The organism is Protofrankia symbiont of Coriaria myrtifolia (assembly GCF_900634755.1).
Lineage (GTDB): Bacteria > Actinomycetota > Actinomycetes > Frankiales > Frankiaceae > Protofrankia > Protofrankia coriariae.
The window spans coordinates 45,474-60,377 of sequence record NZ_CAAAFS010000167.1 but is presented as its reverse complement, the minus strand read 5'-3'; the positions used below and the strand labels follow the sequence as shown (position 1 = coordinate 60,377).

13 protein-coding genes are annotated in these 14,904 nt (G+C 68.8%); 1 reads left to right on the top strand and 12 read right to left on the bottom strand.

The genetic code is table 11. The annotated features are described in order from the left end of the window. The 5 genes from CM1CMNOD_RS09320 to CM1CMNOD_RS09300 all read right to left on the bottom strand — a co-directional run. Positions 1-868 (bottom strand): ABC transporter permease (locus CM1CMNOD_RS09320; RefSeq protein WP_131773948.1); only part of this gene is annotated, 868 nt, incomplete at its 3' end. Between the two features lie 38 nt (positions 869-906). Further along, positions 907-1,767: an MlaE family ABC transporter permease gene (locus tag CM1CMNOD_RS09315; RefSeq protein WP_013873409.1), complete on the bottom strand. Its 861-nt coding sequence runs from the start codon at positions 1,765-1,767 to the stop codon at positions 907-909. Beyond that, the gene (locus CM1CMNOD_RS09310) at positions 1,764-2,363 is read right to left on the bottom strand and encodes a PE-PGRS family protein (protein ID WP_013873408.1); all 600 of its coding nucleotides are present in this window, start codon (positions 2,361-2,363) and stop codon (positions 1,764-1,766) included. Before CM1CMNOD_RS09310 ends, CM1CMNOD_RS09315 begins: the two co-directional genes overlap by 4 nt. Before the next feature lie 672 nt (positions 2,364-3,035). After that, positions 3,036-3,959, bottom strand: a complete 924-nt coding sequence (locus CM1CMNOD_RS09305) for an LLM class flavin-dependent oxidoreductase (RefSeq protein WP_013873407.1) — start codon at positions 3,957-3,959, stop codon at positions 3,036-3,038. Next, on the bottom strand, positions 3,956-5,107 hold the full coding sequence (locus tag CM1CMNOD_RS09300) for an acyl-CoA dehydrogenase family protein (protein ID WP_013873406.1): 1,152 nt from the start codon (positions 5,105-5,107) through the stop codon (positions 3,956-3,958). Before CM1CMNOD_RS09300 ends, CM1CMNOD_RS09305 begins: the two co-directional genes overlap by 4 nt. A gap of 831 nt (positions 5,108-5,938) precedes the next feature. Here CM1CMNOD_RS09300 and CM1CMNOD_RS09295 point away from each other — a divergent pair. After that, positions 5,939-7,207 (top strand): LuxR C-terminal-related transcriptional regulator, encoded by a 1,269-nt coding sequence (locus tag CM1CMNOD_RS09295; protein WP_013873405.1) that lies wholly within the window; start codon positions 5,939-5,941, stop codon positions 7,205-7,207. Between the two features lie 84 nt (positions 7,208-7,291). On the opposite strand, the gene CM1CMNOD_RS09290 is transcribed toward CM1CMNOD_RS09295, so the two are convergent. The 7 genes from CM1CMNOD_RS09290 to CM1CMNOD_RS09260 all read right to left on the bottom strand — a co-directional run bounded on the left by CM1CMNOD_RS09290 (position 7,292) and on the right by CM1CMNOD_RS09260 (position 14,871). Then, positions 7,292-9,052 carry an AMP-binding protein gene (locus CM1CMNOD_RS09290; protein ID WP_013873404.1) on the bottom strand — a complete coding sequence of 587 codons (1,761 nt, stop codon included), beginning with the start codon at positions 9,050-9,052 and terminating at the stop codon, positions 7,292-7,294. Between the two features lie 133 nt (positions 9,053-9,185). Further along, entirely contained in the window at positions 9,186-10,328 is a 1,143-nt protein-coding gene (gene dmpG / locus CM1CMNOD_RS09285; protein WP_013873403.1) for a 4-hydroxy-2-oxovalerate aldolase, read from the bottom strand. Further along, on the bottom strand, positions 10,325-11,341 hold the full coding sequence (locus CM1CMNOD_RS09280; protein ID WP_013873402.1) for an acetaldehyde dehydrogenase (acetylating): 1,017 nt from the start codon (positions 11,339-11,341) through the stop codon (positions 10,325-10,327). The genes dmpG and CM1CMNOD_RS09280 overlap by 4 nt, the downstream gene beginning before the upstream one ends. Next, on the bottom strand, positions 11,338-12,165 hold the full coding sequence (locus CM1CMNOD_RS09275; protein WP_013873401.1) for a 2-keto-4-pentenoate hydratase: 828 nt from the start codon (positions 12,163-12,165) through the stop codon (positions 11,338-11,340). Before CM1CMNOD_RS09275 ends, CM1CMNOD_RS09280 begins: the two co-directional genes overlap by 4 nt. Before the next feature lie 122 nt (positions 12,166-12,287). Then, positions 12,288-13,070, bottom strand: coding sequence for an SDR family NAD(P)-dependent oxidoreductase (locus tag CM1CMNOD_RS09270; protein ID WP_013873400.1), 783 nt, complete (start codon positions 13,068-13,070; stop codon positions 12,288-12,290). Next, entirely contained in the window at positions 13,067-13,672 is a 606-nt protein-coding gene (locus CM1CMNOD_RS09265; protein ID WP_013873399.1) for an aromatic-ring-hydroxylating dioxygenase subunit beta, read from the bottom strand. The genes CM1CMNOD_RS09270 and CM1CMNOD_RS09265 overlap by 4 nt, the downstream gene beginning before the upstream one ends. Beyond that, positions 13,669-14,871, bottom strand: coding sequence for an SRPBCC family protein (locus tag CM1CMNOD_RS09260; RefSeq protein ID WP_131772438.1), 1,203 nt, complete (start codon positions 14,869-14,871; stop codon positions 13,669-13,671). Before CM1CMNOD_RS09260 ends, CM1CMNOD_RS09265 begins: the two co-directional genes overlap by 4 nt. Positions 14,872-14,904: the final 33 nt, after the last annotated feature.

The window sequence follows — 14,904 nt, the reverse complement described above, 5'->3', positions numbered from 1 at the left end:
TCGTGTCCGGGGCGTTGGGGCTGAGCCCCCAGAAAAGCTGCGTGGTGAGCAGCCCAATGACATGGATCAGCACCATGTTCAGCATCATCGATTTCGCGGTGTTCTTGCCGACTCCGACGGATCCACCGCTGGCGGTGTAGCCGTAGTAACAACTGACGAACACGATCGTCGTGCCCATCGACAACATCTTGATCATTGAGAAGAGAAAGTCGAGCGGATTCTGGTAGAGCCAGAAGATGTAGTTGTAGCCACCAGCGGACACCCCGCCCAGCTGCACGACGGTCACCAGGTACATCGATATGTACATGAGCCCGAGCCCGACCGTGAACAGGAACGGCATCGCTATCCAGGCGGCCATGATCCGGGTACCGACCAGATAGCTGCGCGACCTGACGCCCATGACCTCCATGGCGTCGATCTCGTCGGCGATCCGCATCGAACCGATCTCGGCGACCAGCCCGCAGCCGACCTTCGCCGCGAAGATGTAGCCGTACATGTACGGCGCCATCTCACGCAGCGAGCAGTAGGCGTTGAAAATACCCGAGTACAGCGGGGCGCCGATCTGCTTGAGGGTGTAGCTGGCCTCCAACCCGCACTGCATCCCCATGATGAACTGCATCGACCAGATGATCAGGCCGCTGGACAGTATCAGGATGCCGGCCTGGTGGAAGACCTCCGAGGCGTAGTGACGGATGTCGCCGAAGTCACGAATGGTCCGGGCAGAGAACTGGGCAATCTCGCCACCGGTGGTGACGGCCTGTTTCACCCCACGCTGCATACCGCCCAGCGTGATCACAGTATCCTGCGGCTTCGGTGCCGCAACCCGCGGCTGCCCGAGCCGGTCGAACTCGTCCACGGGGGTGGTCATGGCTTGTCCACTGGGGTGGTCATGGTCGCTCTCGGCCCTTACTTGAAGACCTGCATGTCGGGGTTGAGCCCGAGCAAGATGGTTGTAAAGACGTAGTTGAAGATCCAGATGGCGGCGAAGGAGATGACCACGGCCTGGTTGACCGCGCGTCCCACACCGATCGGCCCGCCCTGGGTGTGCAGGCCCTTGTAGCAGCACACGACTCCGATGAGCAGGCCGAAGATCGTCGTTTTCGCGACGCTGGCCCACACGTCGGTGACGGTGGCATTGGCGAAGAAGTTCTCAAAGAACGCGCTGCTGTTGGCGCCGAGCACCCACACCGAGGCCATGTAACCGCCGAGCACACCGAACGCGAGCGCGACCAGGTCGAGCAGCCCGGTCATGAGCGTGATCGCCAATACCCGTGGGACGATCAGGGTGCGGATGGGATCGACGCCGAGCACCTCCATCGCGTCGATCTCCTCACGGATCCGGCGCGCGCCGAGGTCCGCGGTCATCGCGGTGCCCATGACACCGGCGACCACCATCGCGTTGATCCACGGGGCGAACTCGCGGACGCTGGCCATGATGAAGAAGGAGCCGAGACGTTCGGGGATACCGAAGAGCAGGAAGAGGTTGCCGCCCTGCAGGCCCGGCGCGCCGAAACCGAACGCCGTACAGGACACCATCATCGGTATCCAGCACAGCTTGAGAATCTCGAACATCTGGTCGCGCACTTCACCCCAGTAGCCGACAGGGTGACGGATCGCGCTGCCGAAAACCTGCCCAGCCAGCTGCACCATCTCCCCGCCCTGCTGCAGCGGCCGCCGCACGGCGCCAACCCATTTCGGCGCCTTGTTCCTGCGCACCCTGCGGCGGCTGCCAGGAACCGACGGGGCGGTCACAGCCGGTACGCTCATGCGCGCTCACCCGCCGACCGCACGCCAACGCGGCCACCGCGGCCGCGGCCGGCCGTAGCGCCGCTACTGCTGACGCCACCATGTCTGGCAGCACCACCGCGACTGTTGGCGCCACCACGGTTGGCGCCACCACGGTTGGCTGCACCACTGTGGCTACCAGCGCCACCACGGCTACCAGCGGCACTGTGGCTGTTACCGCCGCTGCGGCCGCTGCCGGGCGACCGCCGCCGGGTAGCCACCGAGCCGGCCACGAACCCCACGATCACCGCGGCCGCGAGAGTCATCGAGATCTGCGCCGGATTCCGTCCAGCCTGCGCCAGCAGTACCAGCGGAAGCACCAGCAGATAGGCGCCGACCGCGGCCAGCGCACCGTGCCGCCCACCATCGGTGGTCGTTCCCTGACGCAGAGCCGCCACCACGAAAGCGGCCGCGGCCGAGCCGGTGAGGACCAGCGCGCCAAGCGCCCCGGACACCGTCGCCACGGCGGGGGCGACGAGCCCGCCGAGGACGAGCACGGTGAACCCACGCGAACTCCCGCGCACCACAGCGACCATGTCCACGCCGTCGAGCCAGCCGCCCACCGGGGAACTGATCATGCCATGCCTCCTTTCGTCGACGCACCGAGTCGGCCGGCGATATGACTGCCGCACGCGGCGGACCGCGGGCGCGTCACGGTTCATCACGGCCGCCGTCCCGGCAACCAGGTAATCCAGGGCGAAAAGCGGGCGCGAGCATTCACGCCCGCTCTGGCCAGGCTCACCAACCACCGGCGGAGATCCTCGACGAGATGGCCGCGGACAATACCTGTCCCAGCACGCGTCCGAAGGTCTACCAGCACGGCAGCATCTCCTCCTGTGATGCCATCGCCGACCGGGATTGTTGCGGTATTCGCGTTGCCGGGAACAGTTCGGCGAGGCAACGCGCCAGGAACGAACGGTACCGTTTTGTGCGCCGGATCACATCTCTCAGTGGGGGGGTAGTTGCCCCTCCAAAGAGAGGCTTTCCCCCGACGGCAACGAGCTCACGACGACAGGTGGGCCACCAGGTAGGTCATCGGATAGGCCACGGCCCACCCGGAGAACGGCTTTCCCGCTGGCGGCAGGCCTGGGTTCCCCGGGAGCTGGGAGAACGCGCGGGAAGCATGATCATACGCTACTTGTTCGGCCGGTGTTTCGCGTTGATAATTTGTTGATGTCGGCCGGTAAGAACATCCGGGCCTCCCGCGGGCGCGCCCGGGGCGGACGAGGGCCGGGCGCGCCCGGGGCGGATCAGGCTGGCGCGTGCTCGAGCAGGTACCGCTTCACCTCGGCCGTGTACTCGACGCCGGCCTCCCAGCTCGTGCTGGTCGCCACCAGTGTGAAGTGCTCGCAGCCGGCCTCGAGGTAGGGCAGCAGCCACTCCCCCACCTGTTCCGGCGTGCCAGCGGGCGCCAGCCGCTCGAACTTCTCGTAGGGCAGGTGGTAGAGCCGCTCCATCCGCTCGGCCACCAGCTGCCTGGCCCTGCTCGCCTGGGTGTCGATCCCGCACCAGAGGTTCAGCCCGTACCAGGACGGCAGCGGCCTGCCCTCCTGCTGGGCCACCTCGGCGATCTGCTCGCGGGTCGCGGCGAAGCGCCGGGCGGAGCAGAAGATCCCCAGCCAGCCGTCGCCGAAGCGCACGGTCCGCCGTACCGCGGCCGCCGACGAGCCGCCGATCACGATCGGGATCCTGGGCGTCGGAGCCGGCAGCACCCGCGCGTCCTTGAGCTCGAAGAACTCCCCGCTGTGATCGACCGCCTCGCCCGAGGCGAGCGCACGCAGCACGCGCAGGCTCTCGTCGAGGCGGCGTCCCCGGGTCGACGGGTCGACGCCGCAGTTGAGCGGCTCGGAGCGGTCCTCCCCGCCCACGCCGACCCCGAGAATCAGCCGGCCCGGCGCCAGTTGGGAGACCGAGGCGAGCTGGCGGGCGACGGTGGTCGGATGCCGCAGCGCGAGCTGGTAGACGCCCAGCAGCACGGGCAGATCGTCGTTGCTGGTCAGGGCCGCGGTGGCGGACACCAGCCCGTCGAAGCCCCGGCCGCCGTGGAAGCTGACATGATCGGCGACGACCACGTGGTCGAGCCCCGCGGCGTGGACACGACCGAGCAGATCACGCCGCTGCCGTGGGCTCGTCGAGAGAATCGACTCGTGCACGTCCAGTCCGACCGTGATCATTTCCCGTGCCTCCCGCCCAGAACGTCCTTGGCGATAATGCGCTTCTGGATCTCTGCCGTGCCGTCCGCGACCAGATAGGCCATGACATCACGAAATCTCTGCTGCAACGGGAACTCGGTCGCATAGCCGAGATTACCGTAGATCTTCATGGCCGCCTCGATCGCGTCCTTGGCGACAATTGGCGGCCACCACTTGCTCATGGAGGCATGCGCGGTGTGCGGCCGGCCGGCATGGCGCAGCCACAACGCCCGATAGCACAGCCACCGCGCGGCCTCCAGATAGGTGGCCTGCTCGGCAAGAAGAAAAGATATGCCCTGGTACTCGGCGATCGGACGGCCAAAAGCCTCCCGCTGCAGGGCATAGTCAGCGGCTTCGTCGAGGCTGGCCCGGGCCGCGCCGAGACACATCAGGCCCAGCGCGGCACGGCTGAAATCAAAGTGGCCCATGACGCTGTGGAAGCCCCGGCCGTACTCACCGATGAGGTTCTCCGTCGGCACGAACACCTCGTCGAAGTGGATCGATCCCCAGCCCAGCGGCAGGCAGCCCATCCCCGGCATGTGGCTGACGGTCACGCCCGGAGTATCGGTCGGGACGACGAAACAGCTCACCCCCTTCGAGCGCGCGGACCCCGGCTCGCGGGCGTAGACGAGCGTCGCGGTGGCGTTGCAGGCCCACGAGATGGCGGTCTTCTCACCGCGCAGCCGCCAGCCGCCGGCCACCGGCTCGGCGACCGTGCGCAGCGCGCCCGCGTCGGACCCGGAGCCGGGCTCGGTGAGCGCGATCGCCACCGTGATCTCACCGGCGATCAGCCGCGGCAGGTATTCCTTCTGCACGGCCGTGGTGCCGTGTGCCAGCTGGGATCCCACAAGCCCGACCTGCACCGGCGCGGACGCGATGTTCACGTCGCCGTAGGCCAGCGTCTCCGCCGCAAGCCCGAGCGTGATCGGATCCTCGACGCCGGTGCCGCCGAACTGCTCGGGCAGGCCGATGCCGAGCACACCGAGATCGGCGAGCTGACGCTGGATGTCGAACGGGTAGTCCGTACGGGCCGCCCGGTCCCGATAACCGGGCAGCAGTACATTCTCAGTGAACTGGACGAGCGCACGCCGGAAGTCCTCCTGTTCCTCGGAGAACTCGAAAGAGATCATTTTATTCCGCCTTAGAATAAGGCGCGGAACGCGACAACCACGATCGCGTTGGCCGCTATGCCTGTCCCATTCCCGAGATGACACCGCACCGGCACGCCGCCACAAAGGATGATTGCCTCGTCACGGTCGCGCACAGTCGGCTACCAGCAGGGGCACGTCGGTGATGCCGCGTCACCGACGACACCAACGCCGGAGCATGGCCGTCAACGGCGGAACACCGGGATCCCGATCGAATCGGGGCCAACGGTGCCCAGCCTGGTCACACCACAACAGCCGCAAGATCGCCACATGCGGCCTTTTCAGCATCATGACCCAACCAGGACCGACCGGCAACGGGTCAACACCTCTATCCAACATCCGGTACCGACGATCACGGACTCGGCTTCGCGGGACGGCTCCAGCCGCCGGCGCGGAGGGAGGCCGATACGGGGACGCTGGTACGAGGAGTTCCACCGGGCCGGTCAAAAGCATGACGGAGCGTGACCGCCACCCGCCCCGAAGGGATCAACAGTGATCGCCGACAGGGCATACCGGACAACCCGCACCGGGCGCCGCGTCAAACGGATGTACGCTGACGACCAGCGCCGGAGCAGGCACCACAAAACTTCTCAGCACCCCCTCAGCATCCCCCTCAACATCCCTCAGCGCCCCTTCGGAACGCCCCTCGGAACCCGGTACCTGCTGGCCCGGAGCGCGTCGTCGTCCTACTATTCAATCTTGGACAAGCAACACCTTTCCGCGTCAGGCGGACCGGCCCGCGCGTCGCCCCGGCGGCACCGACCGCGATTCGTGTTCCGGACGGCTCTCGATGACGAGGAAACGGAGGCCATCATGTCCATTACCAGCTCTGGTGATGGTGGCGGACGCTCGCGCGCGGCGCGGGGCGAGAACTGGTTCCTCCGCCGTCCCGAGCTGCCACGCAAAGAGCTCGAACGTGTGCGTTCCATTCTCCAGCTGGTAGCCAGGCTGACCGGCTGGGACTGTGCGCCGCTGAGCATCACCCCGTTGGACGCGCACACCGCGGAGATGTCCCTGGCGGCAGCCCAGGACGCCCTTACCGAACGGCTGGCCGCCGGTGTGGAGCAGACCGGCGGCCAGGCGCACGCGGAACTGATCGCGGCGCTCACCCGGCTCTGCCAGATCCGGATATCCCTGCGTGACGCGATGCTGGCCCAGCGAACGTCGACGCTGGCCGACGTACGCAATACGTTGAGCCGGTTGCGGGATCTCTCCACGGTCCAGGACCTGATAACCAGAGCTCCCGCCGAGGTCGAAAAACTCGGTTTCGGACGTGCTCTGCTGTCCCAGATCCAGAACTCCCGCTGGGTGGCGAGGTCGGCCTACGTCCGAGGCGATCCGGATCTTGCCGCACTGATGGTGAAGGCCGGCAGCACGGACCCGGTCCTGCTGGACCAGCAGGTGCTGGAGACCGACATGGTCCACCGGCGGCAGCCGATCCTGATCAGGGATGCCCAGACAAACCCGCAGGTACATCCCCTGCTCAAGGTTGTGACTGGCTCACGTTCCTACGTCGCCGCACCGATCGTGTCGATGTCGTCGGTGATCGGCTTCATGCACGCCGACGCGTACATCGACCGGCGGCACGTGGACACTCTGGACCGCGAGGCCATCGGGCTGTTCATGGATGGCCTGGGCTACGCGATCGAGCGTGCCGTGTTCGCCGACCGGATGCTGGCCCTTCGCGACCAGTTGTGTACCTATACGGCGGGTATCTCCGACCTGATGGCCTCCTTCACGGAGGACGACATGTCCCTGAAACCCGCCGGCACCCCTGCCGAGCCCGTTCCGGGTATCGGGACGAACGTGCTGGTCAGGGCGATCGAGGACGTTGTGGACTCGCCTCTGACCCGTCGGGAGATCGAAGTTCTGCGGCATATGGCCGATGGCGCCACCAATGCGCGGATCGCCACCCGTCTGATGGTTTCCGAAGGAACCGTGAAGGTGCACGTGAAACACATTCTGCGCAAGCTCGGAGCCACCAACCGGGCAGAGGCCGTCTCACGCTATCTGAACACGATGCAACGCCGCCGGCCGGAACCCGCCAGTTCTTTCGGAAAAAAATTCCTCTGGAACAACTAGGCGTCTTCTCCCGGCGCGCACCGTTACCGGCGCCTCCCGGGCGGCGGGTCCTGTCAGAACAGTTCCCGCCGGTCCGGAAAAGCGTCACTCCCGTAGCTCCGGAAACTCCTCGTCGCGGTATTCACGGACGGCCGCCCCACTGCCCGCCACAGCGGCCGCGGTGGCCGCGGTGGCGCCGAGCGGATGCAGTTCCTCCTCCCGACGGCGAAGTTCCACCCGCCGGATCTTGCCGGATATCGTCTTGGGCAGCTCGGCGAATTCAAGGCGGCGTATCCGCTTGTACGGCGCGAGCTGCTGGCGGGCGTGGCGCAGAATCGACAGCGCGGTGTCCCGGTCGGGCGCGTGACCGTCGGTGAGTACCACGTACGCCTTCGGGACCGCCAGCCGGATCGCGTCCGGTGACGGGACAACGGCGGCCTCGGCGACGGCAGGATGCTCGATCAGCACGCTCTCCAGCTCGAACGGCGAGATCCGGTAGTCCGACGCCTTGAACACGTCGTCCGCGCGGCCGATGTAGGTGATGTACCCGTCGGCGTCACGCGAGGCCACGTCACCGGTGTGGTAGTAGCCACCCGCCATCGCCTCGGCGTTGCGCACGGCGTCGTCCCGGTAGCCGACCATCAGCCCCAGCGGACGCTGGACGAGGTCCAGGCAGATCTCGCCCTCCTGAGCCGGCTTACCGGTGGTGACGTCGACCAGCGTGACGTGGTATCCGGGCACCGGGCGTCCCATGGAGCCCGGTTTGACGAGCTGGCCCGGCGAGTTGGCGATCTGCACGGTGGTCTCGGTCTGCCCGAAGCCGTCCCGGATGCGCACCCCCCAGGCCTTCTCCACCTGCTCGATGACCTCGGGGTTGAGCGGCTCGCCCGCACCGACGATCTTGCATGGCGGGTTGCGCACCACCGTGAGGTCGGCCTGGATCAGCATCCGCCACACCGTCGGGGGCGCGCAGAAGCTGTCCACCCCGCACCGGTCGATCTGCGCCAGCAGCGCGGCGGCGTCGAACCGGCTGTAGTTGTAGATCAACACCGTGGCCCCGGCGTTCCAGGGAGCGAAGACGTTGCTCCACGCGTGCTTGGCCCAGCCCGGCGAGGAGATGTTCAGGTGCACGTCACCGGGTGTGAGCCCGATCCAGTACATCGTCGACAGATGCCCGGCCGGGTAGGAGGCGTGGGTGTGCTCGACGAGCTTCGGGGCCGCGGTGGTGCCCGAGGTGAAGTAGAGCAGCAACGGGTCGCTGGCCCGGGTCACACCGTCCGGGACGAACGCGGCGGGCGCCTGGGCCGCGTCGGTGTAGGAGGCCCAGCCCGCCACCGGCGCTCCGACCGCGATCCGGTCGTACTCGCCGGGCACGTCGGCGAACTTGTCGGTGTCGGCCGCGCCGACGACGACGTAGCGGGCCTGGCCACGGGTGATCCGGTCCCGCAGGTCGGCGGGCGCGAGCAGCGTGGTCGCCGGGATGACGACCGCGCCGAGCTTGATCGCCGCGAGCAGCGTCTCCCACAGCTCGACCTGGTTGCCCAGCATGAGCACGATGCGGTCACCGCGCGTCACGCCCCGCCCGCGCAGCCAGTTGGCCACCTGGTTCGAGCGGGCGGACAGCTGCGCGAAGGTCTGACGCCGCTCCGAGCCGTCCTGTTCGACGATCCATAACGCGGTCCGGCCGGAGCTGTCCGGGTCGGCGCCGAGATGGTCGAACCACTCCAACGCCCAGTTGAACTCCGTCAGCTCCGGCCAGTGGAACCCGGCGTACGCGCTGTCGTAGTCCTCCCGGTGGGCGAGCAGGAAGTCCCGCGCCGCGCGGAACGCGGCCAGACCACCTGCACCCGGCGCCTGCGATGTCAACTGTTCTCCCTGAGTGGTAACCCCGTGAGCGGTGGGACTCCCGGCTGTGCGGCCCTCAGCTGTGCGGTCAGCGACTGTACGACCAGTATCCGTACGACCGACGGCCGGTGCGCGGCAGCCGGTCCCGCCGCGCTCACCCGGGCCGCCCGGCTTCGACAGCACCGGCGGGGACGGCACCGGCGGGGACGGCGCCACCGCCGACAGCACCGGCCAGGACGGCGTCGTTGCCGCCAACGCCGGTGGGAACCGCGCCGCCCCGGGCGGCACCGGCCGCGACAAGGTCGAGCGCGACGTCGACGATCATGTCCTCCTGGCCGCCGACGAGGCTGCGGCGGCCCACCTCCACCAGGATGTCGCGGGTGTCCAGCCCGTGCTCGCGGGCCGCCCGCTCGGCGTGCCGCAGGAAGCTGGAATAGACACCGGCGTAGCCGAGGGTCAGTGTCTCCCGGTCCACCCGCACCGGCCGGTCCTGCAGTGGGCGGACGATGTCGTCGGCGGCGTCCTGGAGCGCGAACAGGCCGCAGCCGTGCTGCCAGCCCAGCAGGTTCGCCACCGCGATGAACGCCTCGATCGGGCAGTTGCCGGCGCCGGCGCCCTGGCCGGCGAGCGACGCGTCGACCCGGGTGACGCCTTCCTCGACGGCCACCACCGAGTTGGCCACGGACAGCGACAGGTTCTCGTGGGCGTGCACGCCGATCTGGGTGGCCGGGTCGAGGACGTCCCGGTAGGCGCGGACCCGGTCGCGGACGTCGTCCATCGTCAGGCGCCCGCCGGAGTCTGTCACGTACACGCAGTGCGCGCCGGCATCCTCCATGATCTTCGCCTGCCGCGCCAGCTCGGCTGGGGGTGCCAGATGGCTCATCATCAGGAAGCCGGAGACGTCCATGCCGAGCTCGCGGGCCCGGGTGATGTGCTGCGGGCTGATGTCGGCCTCGGTGGCGTGGGTGGCCACCCGCACGGACCTGACGCCGAGGTCGAAGGCCCGTTCAAGATGGTGGATGGTGCCGATGCCGGGCAGCAGGAGGGTGGTGAGCACGGCGTTGGTGACCACCTCGGCGGCCGCGGAGATCCACTCCCAGTCGCTGTTGCTACCCGGCCCGTAGGTCAGGCTGGCGCCCGCCAGGCCGTCACCGTGAGCGACCTCAATGGCGTCCACACCGGCGGCGTCCAGCGCGGCGGCGATCGTGCGTACCCGCTCCGGGGCAAGGCGGTGACGGATAGCGTGCATACCATCCCGAAGGGTCACGTCCTGGATGTAGAGCCTGGGTGGGGTCACAGGGCCACCTCCGAGCTGACTGGAACGGCTGACACCGCCGGTGACGCTGCCGGCTCCCCCACCGGCGCGGGCCACGCGATGGCCGGTGACCCCGCGGCGGACAGTCGTTCAGCGGTTTGTAGCGCGGCCGAGGTCATGATGTCGAGGTTCCCGGCGTATGCCGGCAGGTAGTGGGCGGCTCCCTCGACCTCCAGGAAGACCGACACCTTCCAGGCCGGCCGCGGGCCGGCGTCGCCGATCAGGGTTCGCAGCGGCTCGTCCGGGTCGACAGGGGCGATCTGGACCTGCTGCTTGAGCCGGTATCCGGGCACGTAACGGGCCACCTCCGCGGCCATCGCGGCGATGCTGGCGCGGATGTCGTCGGGGTCGGCGTCGTCCGCCAGGCACAGCACGGTGTCACGCATGATCATCGGCGGTTCGGCCGGGTTGAGGACGATGATTGCTTTCCCGACGTCCGCGCCGCCGACGACCTCGATGGCGCGCGCGGTGGTCTCGGTGAACTCGTCGATGTTCGCGCGGGTGCCCGGGCCGGCCGACTTCGAGGCGATCGACGCCACGATCTCCCCGTAGCGGACACGGGTCACCCGGGACACCGCGGCGATCATCGGGATGGTGGCCTGCCCGCCGCAGGTCACCATGTTCACGTTGGGCGCGTCGAGGTGCTGGGAGAGGTTGACCGCCGGGACGACGTACGGCCCGATAGCGGCGGGGGTCAGGTCCACCAGCCGCTTGCCGTACCCGGCCAGCGCACGCGCGTTCGCCACGTGAGCCTTGGCCGACGTCGCGTCGAACACGACGCCGATCTCGTCGAAGCCCGGCAGGTCGATCAGGCCCTGGACCCCGTTCGCCGTGGTCGGCACCTTCAGGCGGGCCGCGCGGGCCAGCCCGTCGGAGGCGGGATCGATGCCCACCATGGCCGCTATCTCCAGCGTGGACGAGAGCCGCATGATTTTGATCATCAGATCGGTGCCGATGTTCCCCGAGCCGATGACCGCGACCTTGGTGGTGCTCATGGCAGATCCTTCCGGAAGGATGCGGTGACGGCGCCAAGCCCGGTGATGGTCGCCCGGTAGGTGGTGCCGGGCGTCACGGGGACCATCGGGCCGAGCGCGCCGGAGAGGACCAGATCGCCCGCGCGCAGCGGGGATCCGAACTCCCGGGCGGTGCGTGCCAGCCACAGCAGCGCCTGGCACGGATCCCCGAGGCAGGCCGCGCCGACGCCCTCGGAGACCACCCGCTCGTCGGCGGTCATGGCCATGGTCAGGGTGGTCAGGTCCAGATCGCCGAGCGGCTGGCGGTGGGCGCCGAGGACGAACAGGCCGCAGGAGGCGTTGTCCGCGACCGTGTCGACGATGCTGATGTCCCAGTTCGCGATCCTGCTGTCGACGATCTCCAACGCCGGCAGGACCTGGGCCACCGAGGCCCGCGCCGTCTCAAGATCAAAATTGGGTTGGTCGAGGTCGGCGCCGAGGACGAACGCCACCTCGGCCTCGATCCGAGGCTGGAGCAGATCCGCCGGGTCGATCGGGGAGCCCTCGGCCCTGGCCATGTCGGCGAAGAGCACACCGCTGTCGGGCTGGTCGACGCCGAGCTGCCGCTGGACCGCGGGGGAGGTCAGTCCGATCTTGTGCCCGGCGAGGCTGCGGTGGGAGCCCACCGCAGCCCTGGTGAGCAGCCGCTGCACCGCGTACGCGGCGGCGATGTCCGACTCGCCCAGCAGGTCCCGCACGGGCGGGCAGGGTGTGCGCTGCCGGGTCGCCGCCGTCAGCCGGTCGGCTGCCTGCCGGTACCGCTCCAGGTCGGGCACGGTGCCGGCGGATGTGGGTGAGCTCGTCATGGTGACACGTACTCCCGATGTGCTGAAGCTTCCTGCCCTGAAGATCTTCCTGTCCGAAGCTTCCCGCCGGCGGTACGGCCGTGCCGTCGCCGGCAGGGCCGCGCCGCCGGCACGGCCGCCGGTCAGCCCATGCTGCTGCCGCCGTTGACGCTGAGGACCTGCCCGGTGACGAACCCCGAGTCCTGACGGGCCAGGTATGCCACGGCCGCGGCGACGTCGTCCACGTCGCCGGGCCGGTTCAGCGGGATCAGCTCGACGGCGCGATCGATGACGTGCACCAGCCGGTCCGGCAGCGAGCCCGCGCGCAGGCCCGCGTCAAGCTCCGGAGTGCGCACGTAGGACGGGGCGACGACGTTGACGGTGATCCCGGCGGGGGCGAACTCACGCGCCAGGCCGGTGGTCAGGGCGTGCACCCCGCCCTTGGCGGCGTTGTACACGGCATGGTCCACCAGCCCGTTGCGCACCGACTCGGCACCGATGCTGATGATCCGGCCGTACCCACGGGCGGCCATGTGCGGCAGCACCGCCAGCGTGCAGCGCAGCACCGTCCACAGGTTGTTGTCGATCGTCGACCGCAGGGTCTGCTCGGTGTGTTCCAGCGTCGGTCTGATCACCCCGCCACCGGCGTTGTTGACCAGGATGTCGACACCGCCGAAGGCCTCGACCGCCGCCTGTAGCAGGTCCTCGCCCGCACCCGGCTGGGACAGGTCCCCGACATGCCCGGCCAGGTCCACACCGGTGCGGTGGTCGCCCAGCTCGCCATAGGCGCGCTTGAGCTCCTCGGTGTGCAGGGCGGCGACCAGCACACGGGCCCCGTCCGCGAGCAGCCGGCGCGTGATCCCCAGCCCGATCCCGGTCGCCCCGCCGGTGACCACCGCCGTGCGGCCCTGCAGCGGGGCAGTCACAGGATGATCGCCAGGTCGCCGGCCGGGCGCAGGGTCGTCATGTCCAGGACCACACGCTTGGACCGGATCCGCAGCCGCCCGTCGATCGCGACGAACCGGTAGTGGTACTTCCCCACGTAGTAGGACGCCTTGCCGTTGCGGAACCGCCACACCGTGAAGGACGCCACGACCGGCAGCTCGTCGCCCTCCCGCACGCCCACCACGACATTGCTGAACTGGTGGTTCGTGCGCGAGTGCGGGTACTCGCGGTACGCCCGGCGGCTGTTGAGGCGCTCCACCCGCAGCCGCAGGCGCAGTTCGTCGTCGTCGATGAGGACGAGGTCCCGGGTGGGGTCGCCGTCCGGGCTGTCGTTGCACGGCACGACATAGGACGCCTCGGGCGCGAACAGCGTGAGCCAGGTGTCGAGATCCCAGGCGTCGAGTAACTGGGCCTCCAGGCAGAGGAAGTCCTCGATCCGCGACCGGCCGAGCGTGTCCAGGTCGACGACCTCGTCGGGCCGGACCGGCCAGGTCGGCCAGGTGGGTTGGGCCGGCTGCGCGGTCTGGGCCGCCTCGGCGGGCCGGGCGGCCGGACTGGCCGGGGCACCTGTGGTCGTGGTCATCGGGACTCCCTCTCCCCGTAGCCGGCCGTGCCCATCTGCTGGCTCCAGCGTCGCCAGAAGGCGCGCATCTGCGCCTCGTCGTTGGCCGCGGGGGTGCGGGCCATCCCGCGGGAGATGTCGTTCCACTCCACGCCGCCGCTGGTGAACCCCTGCTGGCAGGACTCCAGCGCCTCCAGGTCGTCCGGGGTGGCGAAACCGGCCGGACCGAGGAAGGTCAGGAAGCTGTCGAGCCGGCGCTGGCGCAGCTGGGCGAGCTCGTCGCGGGGCGCGAGCTCCCACGCGGTGACGTCCATCCGGTCGGGTGCCAGCGGCATGAAGGTACGCACCGTGATCGCCATGATGTCGTTGACGACCAGGTTCGGGTAGATCAGCAGGTTGCGGTTGGCGTCGGCCATCCGGCTGCCGCGCACCTCGCCGTGCCGGGAGATCAGGTCGGCGCGCATGCGGGCGATCTCCTCCCGGGAGTCCTCGCCGAACAGCGGCTCCCACTTGGCGATCGGCCGTCCCCAGGGGGCCCGGTACTCCAGCACGGCGTGCCCGTTGCCCAGGTCGTAGGAGGTTCCGTTCACTCCGCCGGCGAGGTCGGTGCCCAGCGCCAGCAGGTACTTGAAGTAGGTGTCGTGGGTGGAGACGGCGTGGTAGCCGTCGATGCTGTTCTCGGCGAGCAGCTTCCAGTTCGCCTCGATGCAGTACTCGTTGACCCCCTTGATGATCTCCATTTCCCCGTCGGTGGAGTCGATCACCAGGTCCAGGTACTCGACCGCGCCGGCGAGGTAGCTGACCAGGTCCTGGATGTCCGGGTCGAAGCTGGCGAACACGAACCCCCGGTAGCTTTCCACCCGGGCCACCGGTCTGAGGGACAGCGCGGCCAGATCGAGCTCCCCGCCGTACGCGTCCCGGTCGGGGATCCCCATCAGGCGTCCTTCGGAGTCGAAGGTCCAGGCGTGGTAGAAGCACGAGAACGCCTTGGCGTTGCCGGTCGGCTGCCGGCAGACCACCGCGCCCCGATGGGTGCAGGTGTTGTGGAAGACGTTTATCCGGCCGCTCTTCGCCCCGCGGACCATGAACACCGGCCGGCCGCCGATCGGCCGGCGGACGTAGTCTCCCGGCCTGGACACCTCGGACTCGTGGCCGACGTAGAGCCCCGAGTGGCTGAACACCCGGTCCAGCTCCGCGCGGAACACCTCCGGTGAGGTCATCGTCGAGCGGTGGACGCGGAACCGGTGCTGGTC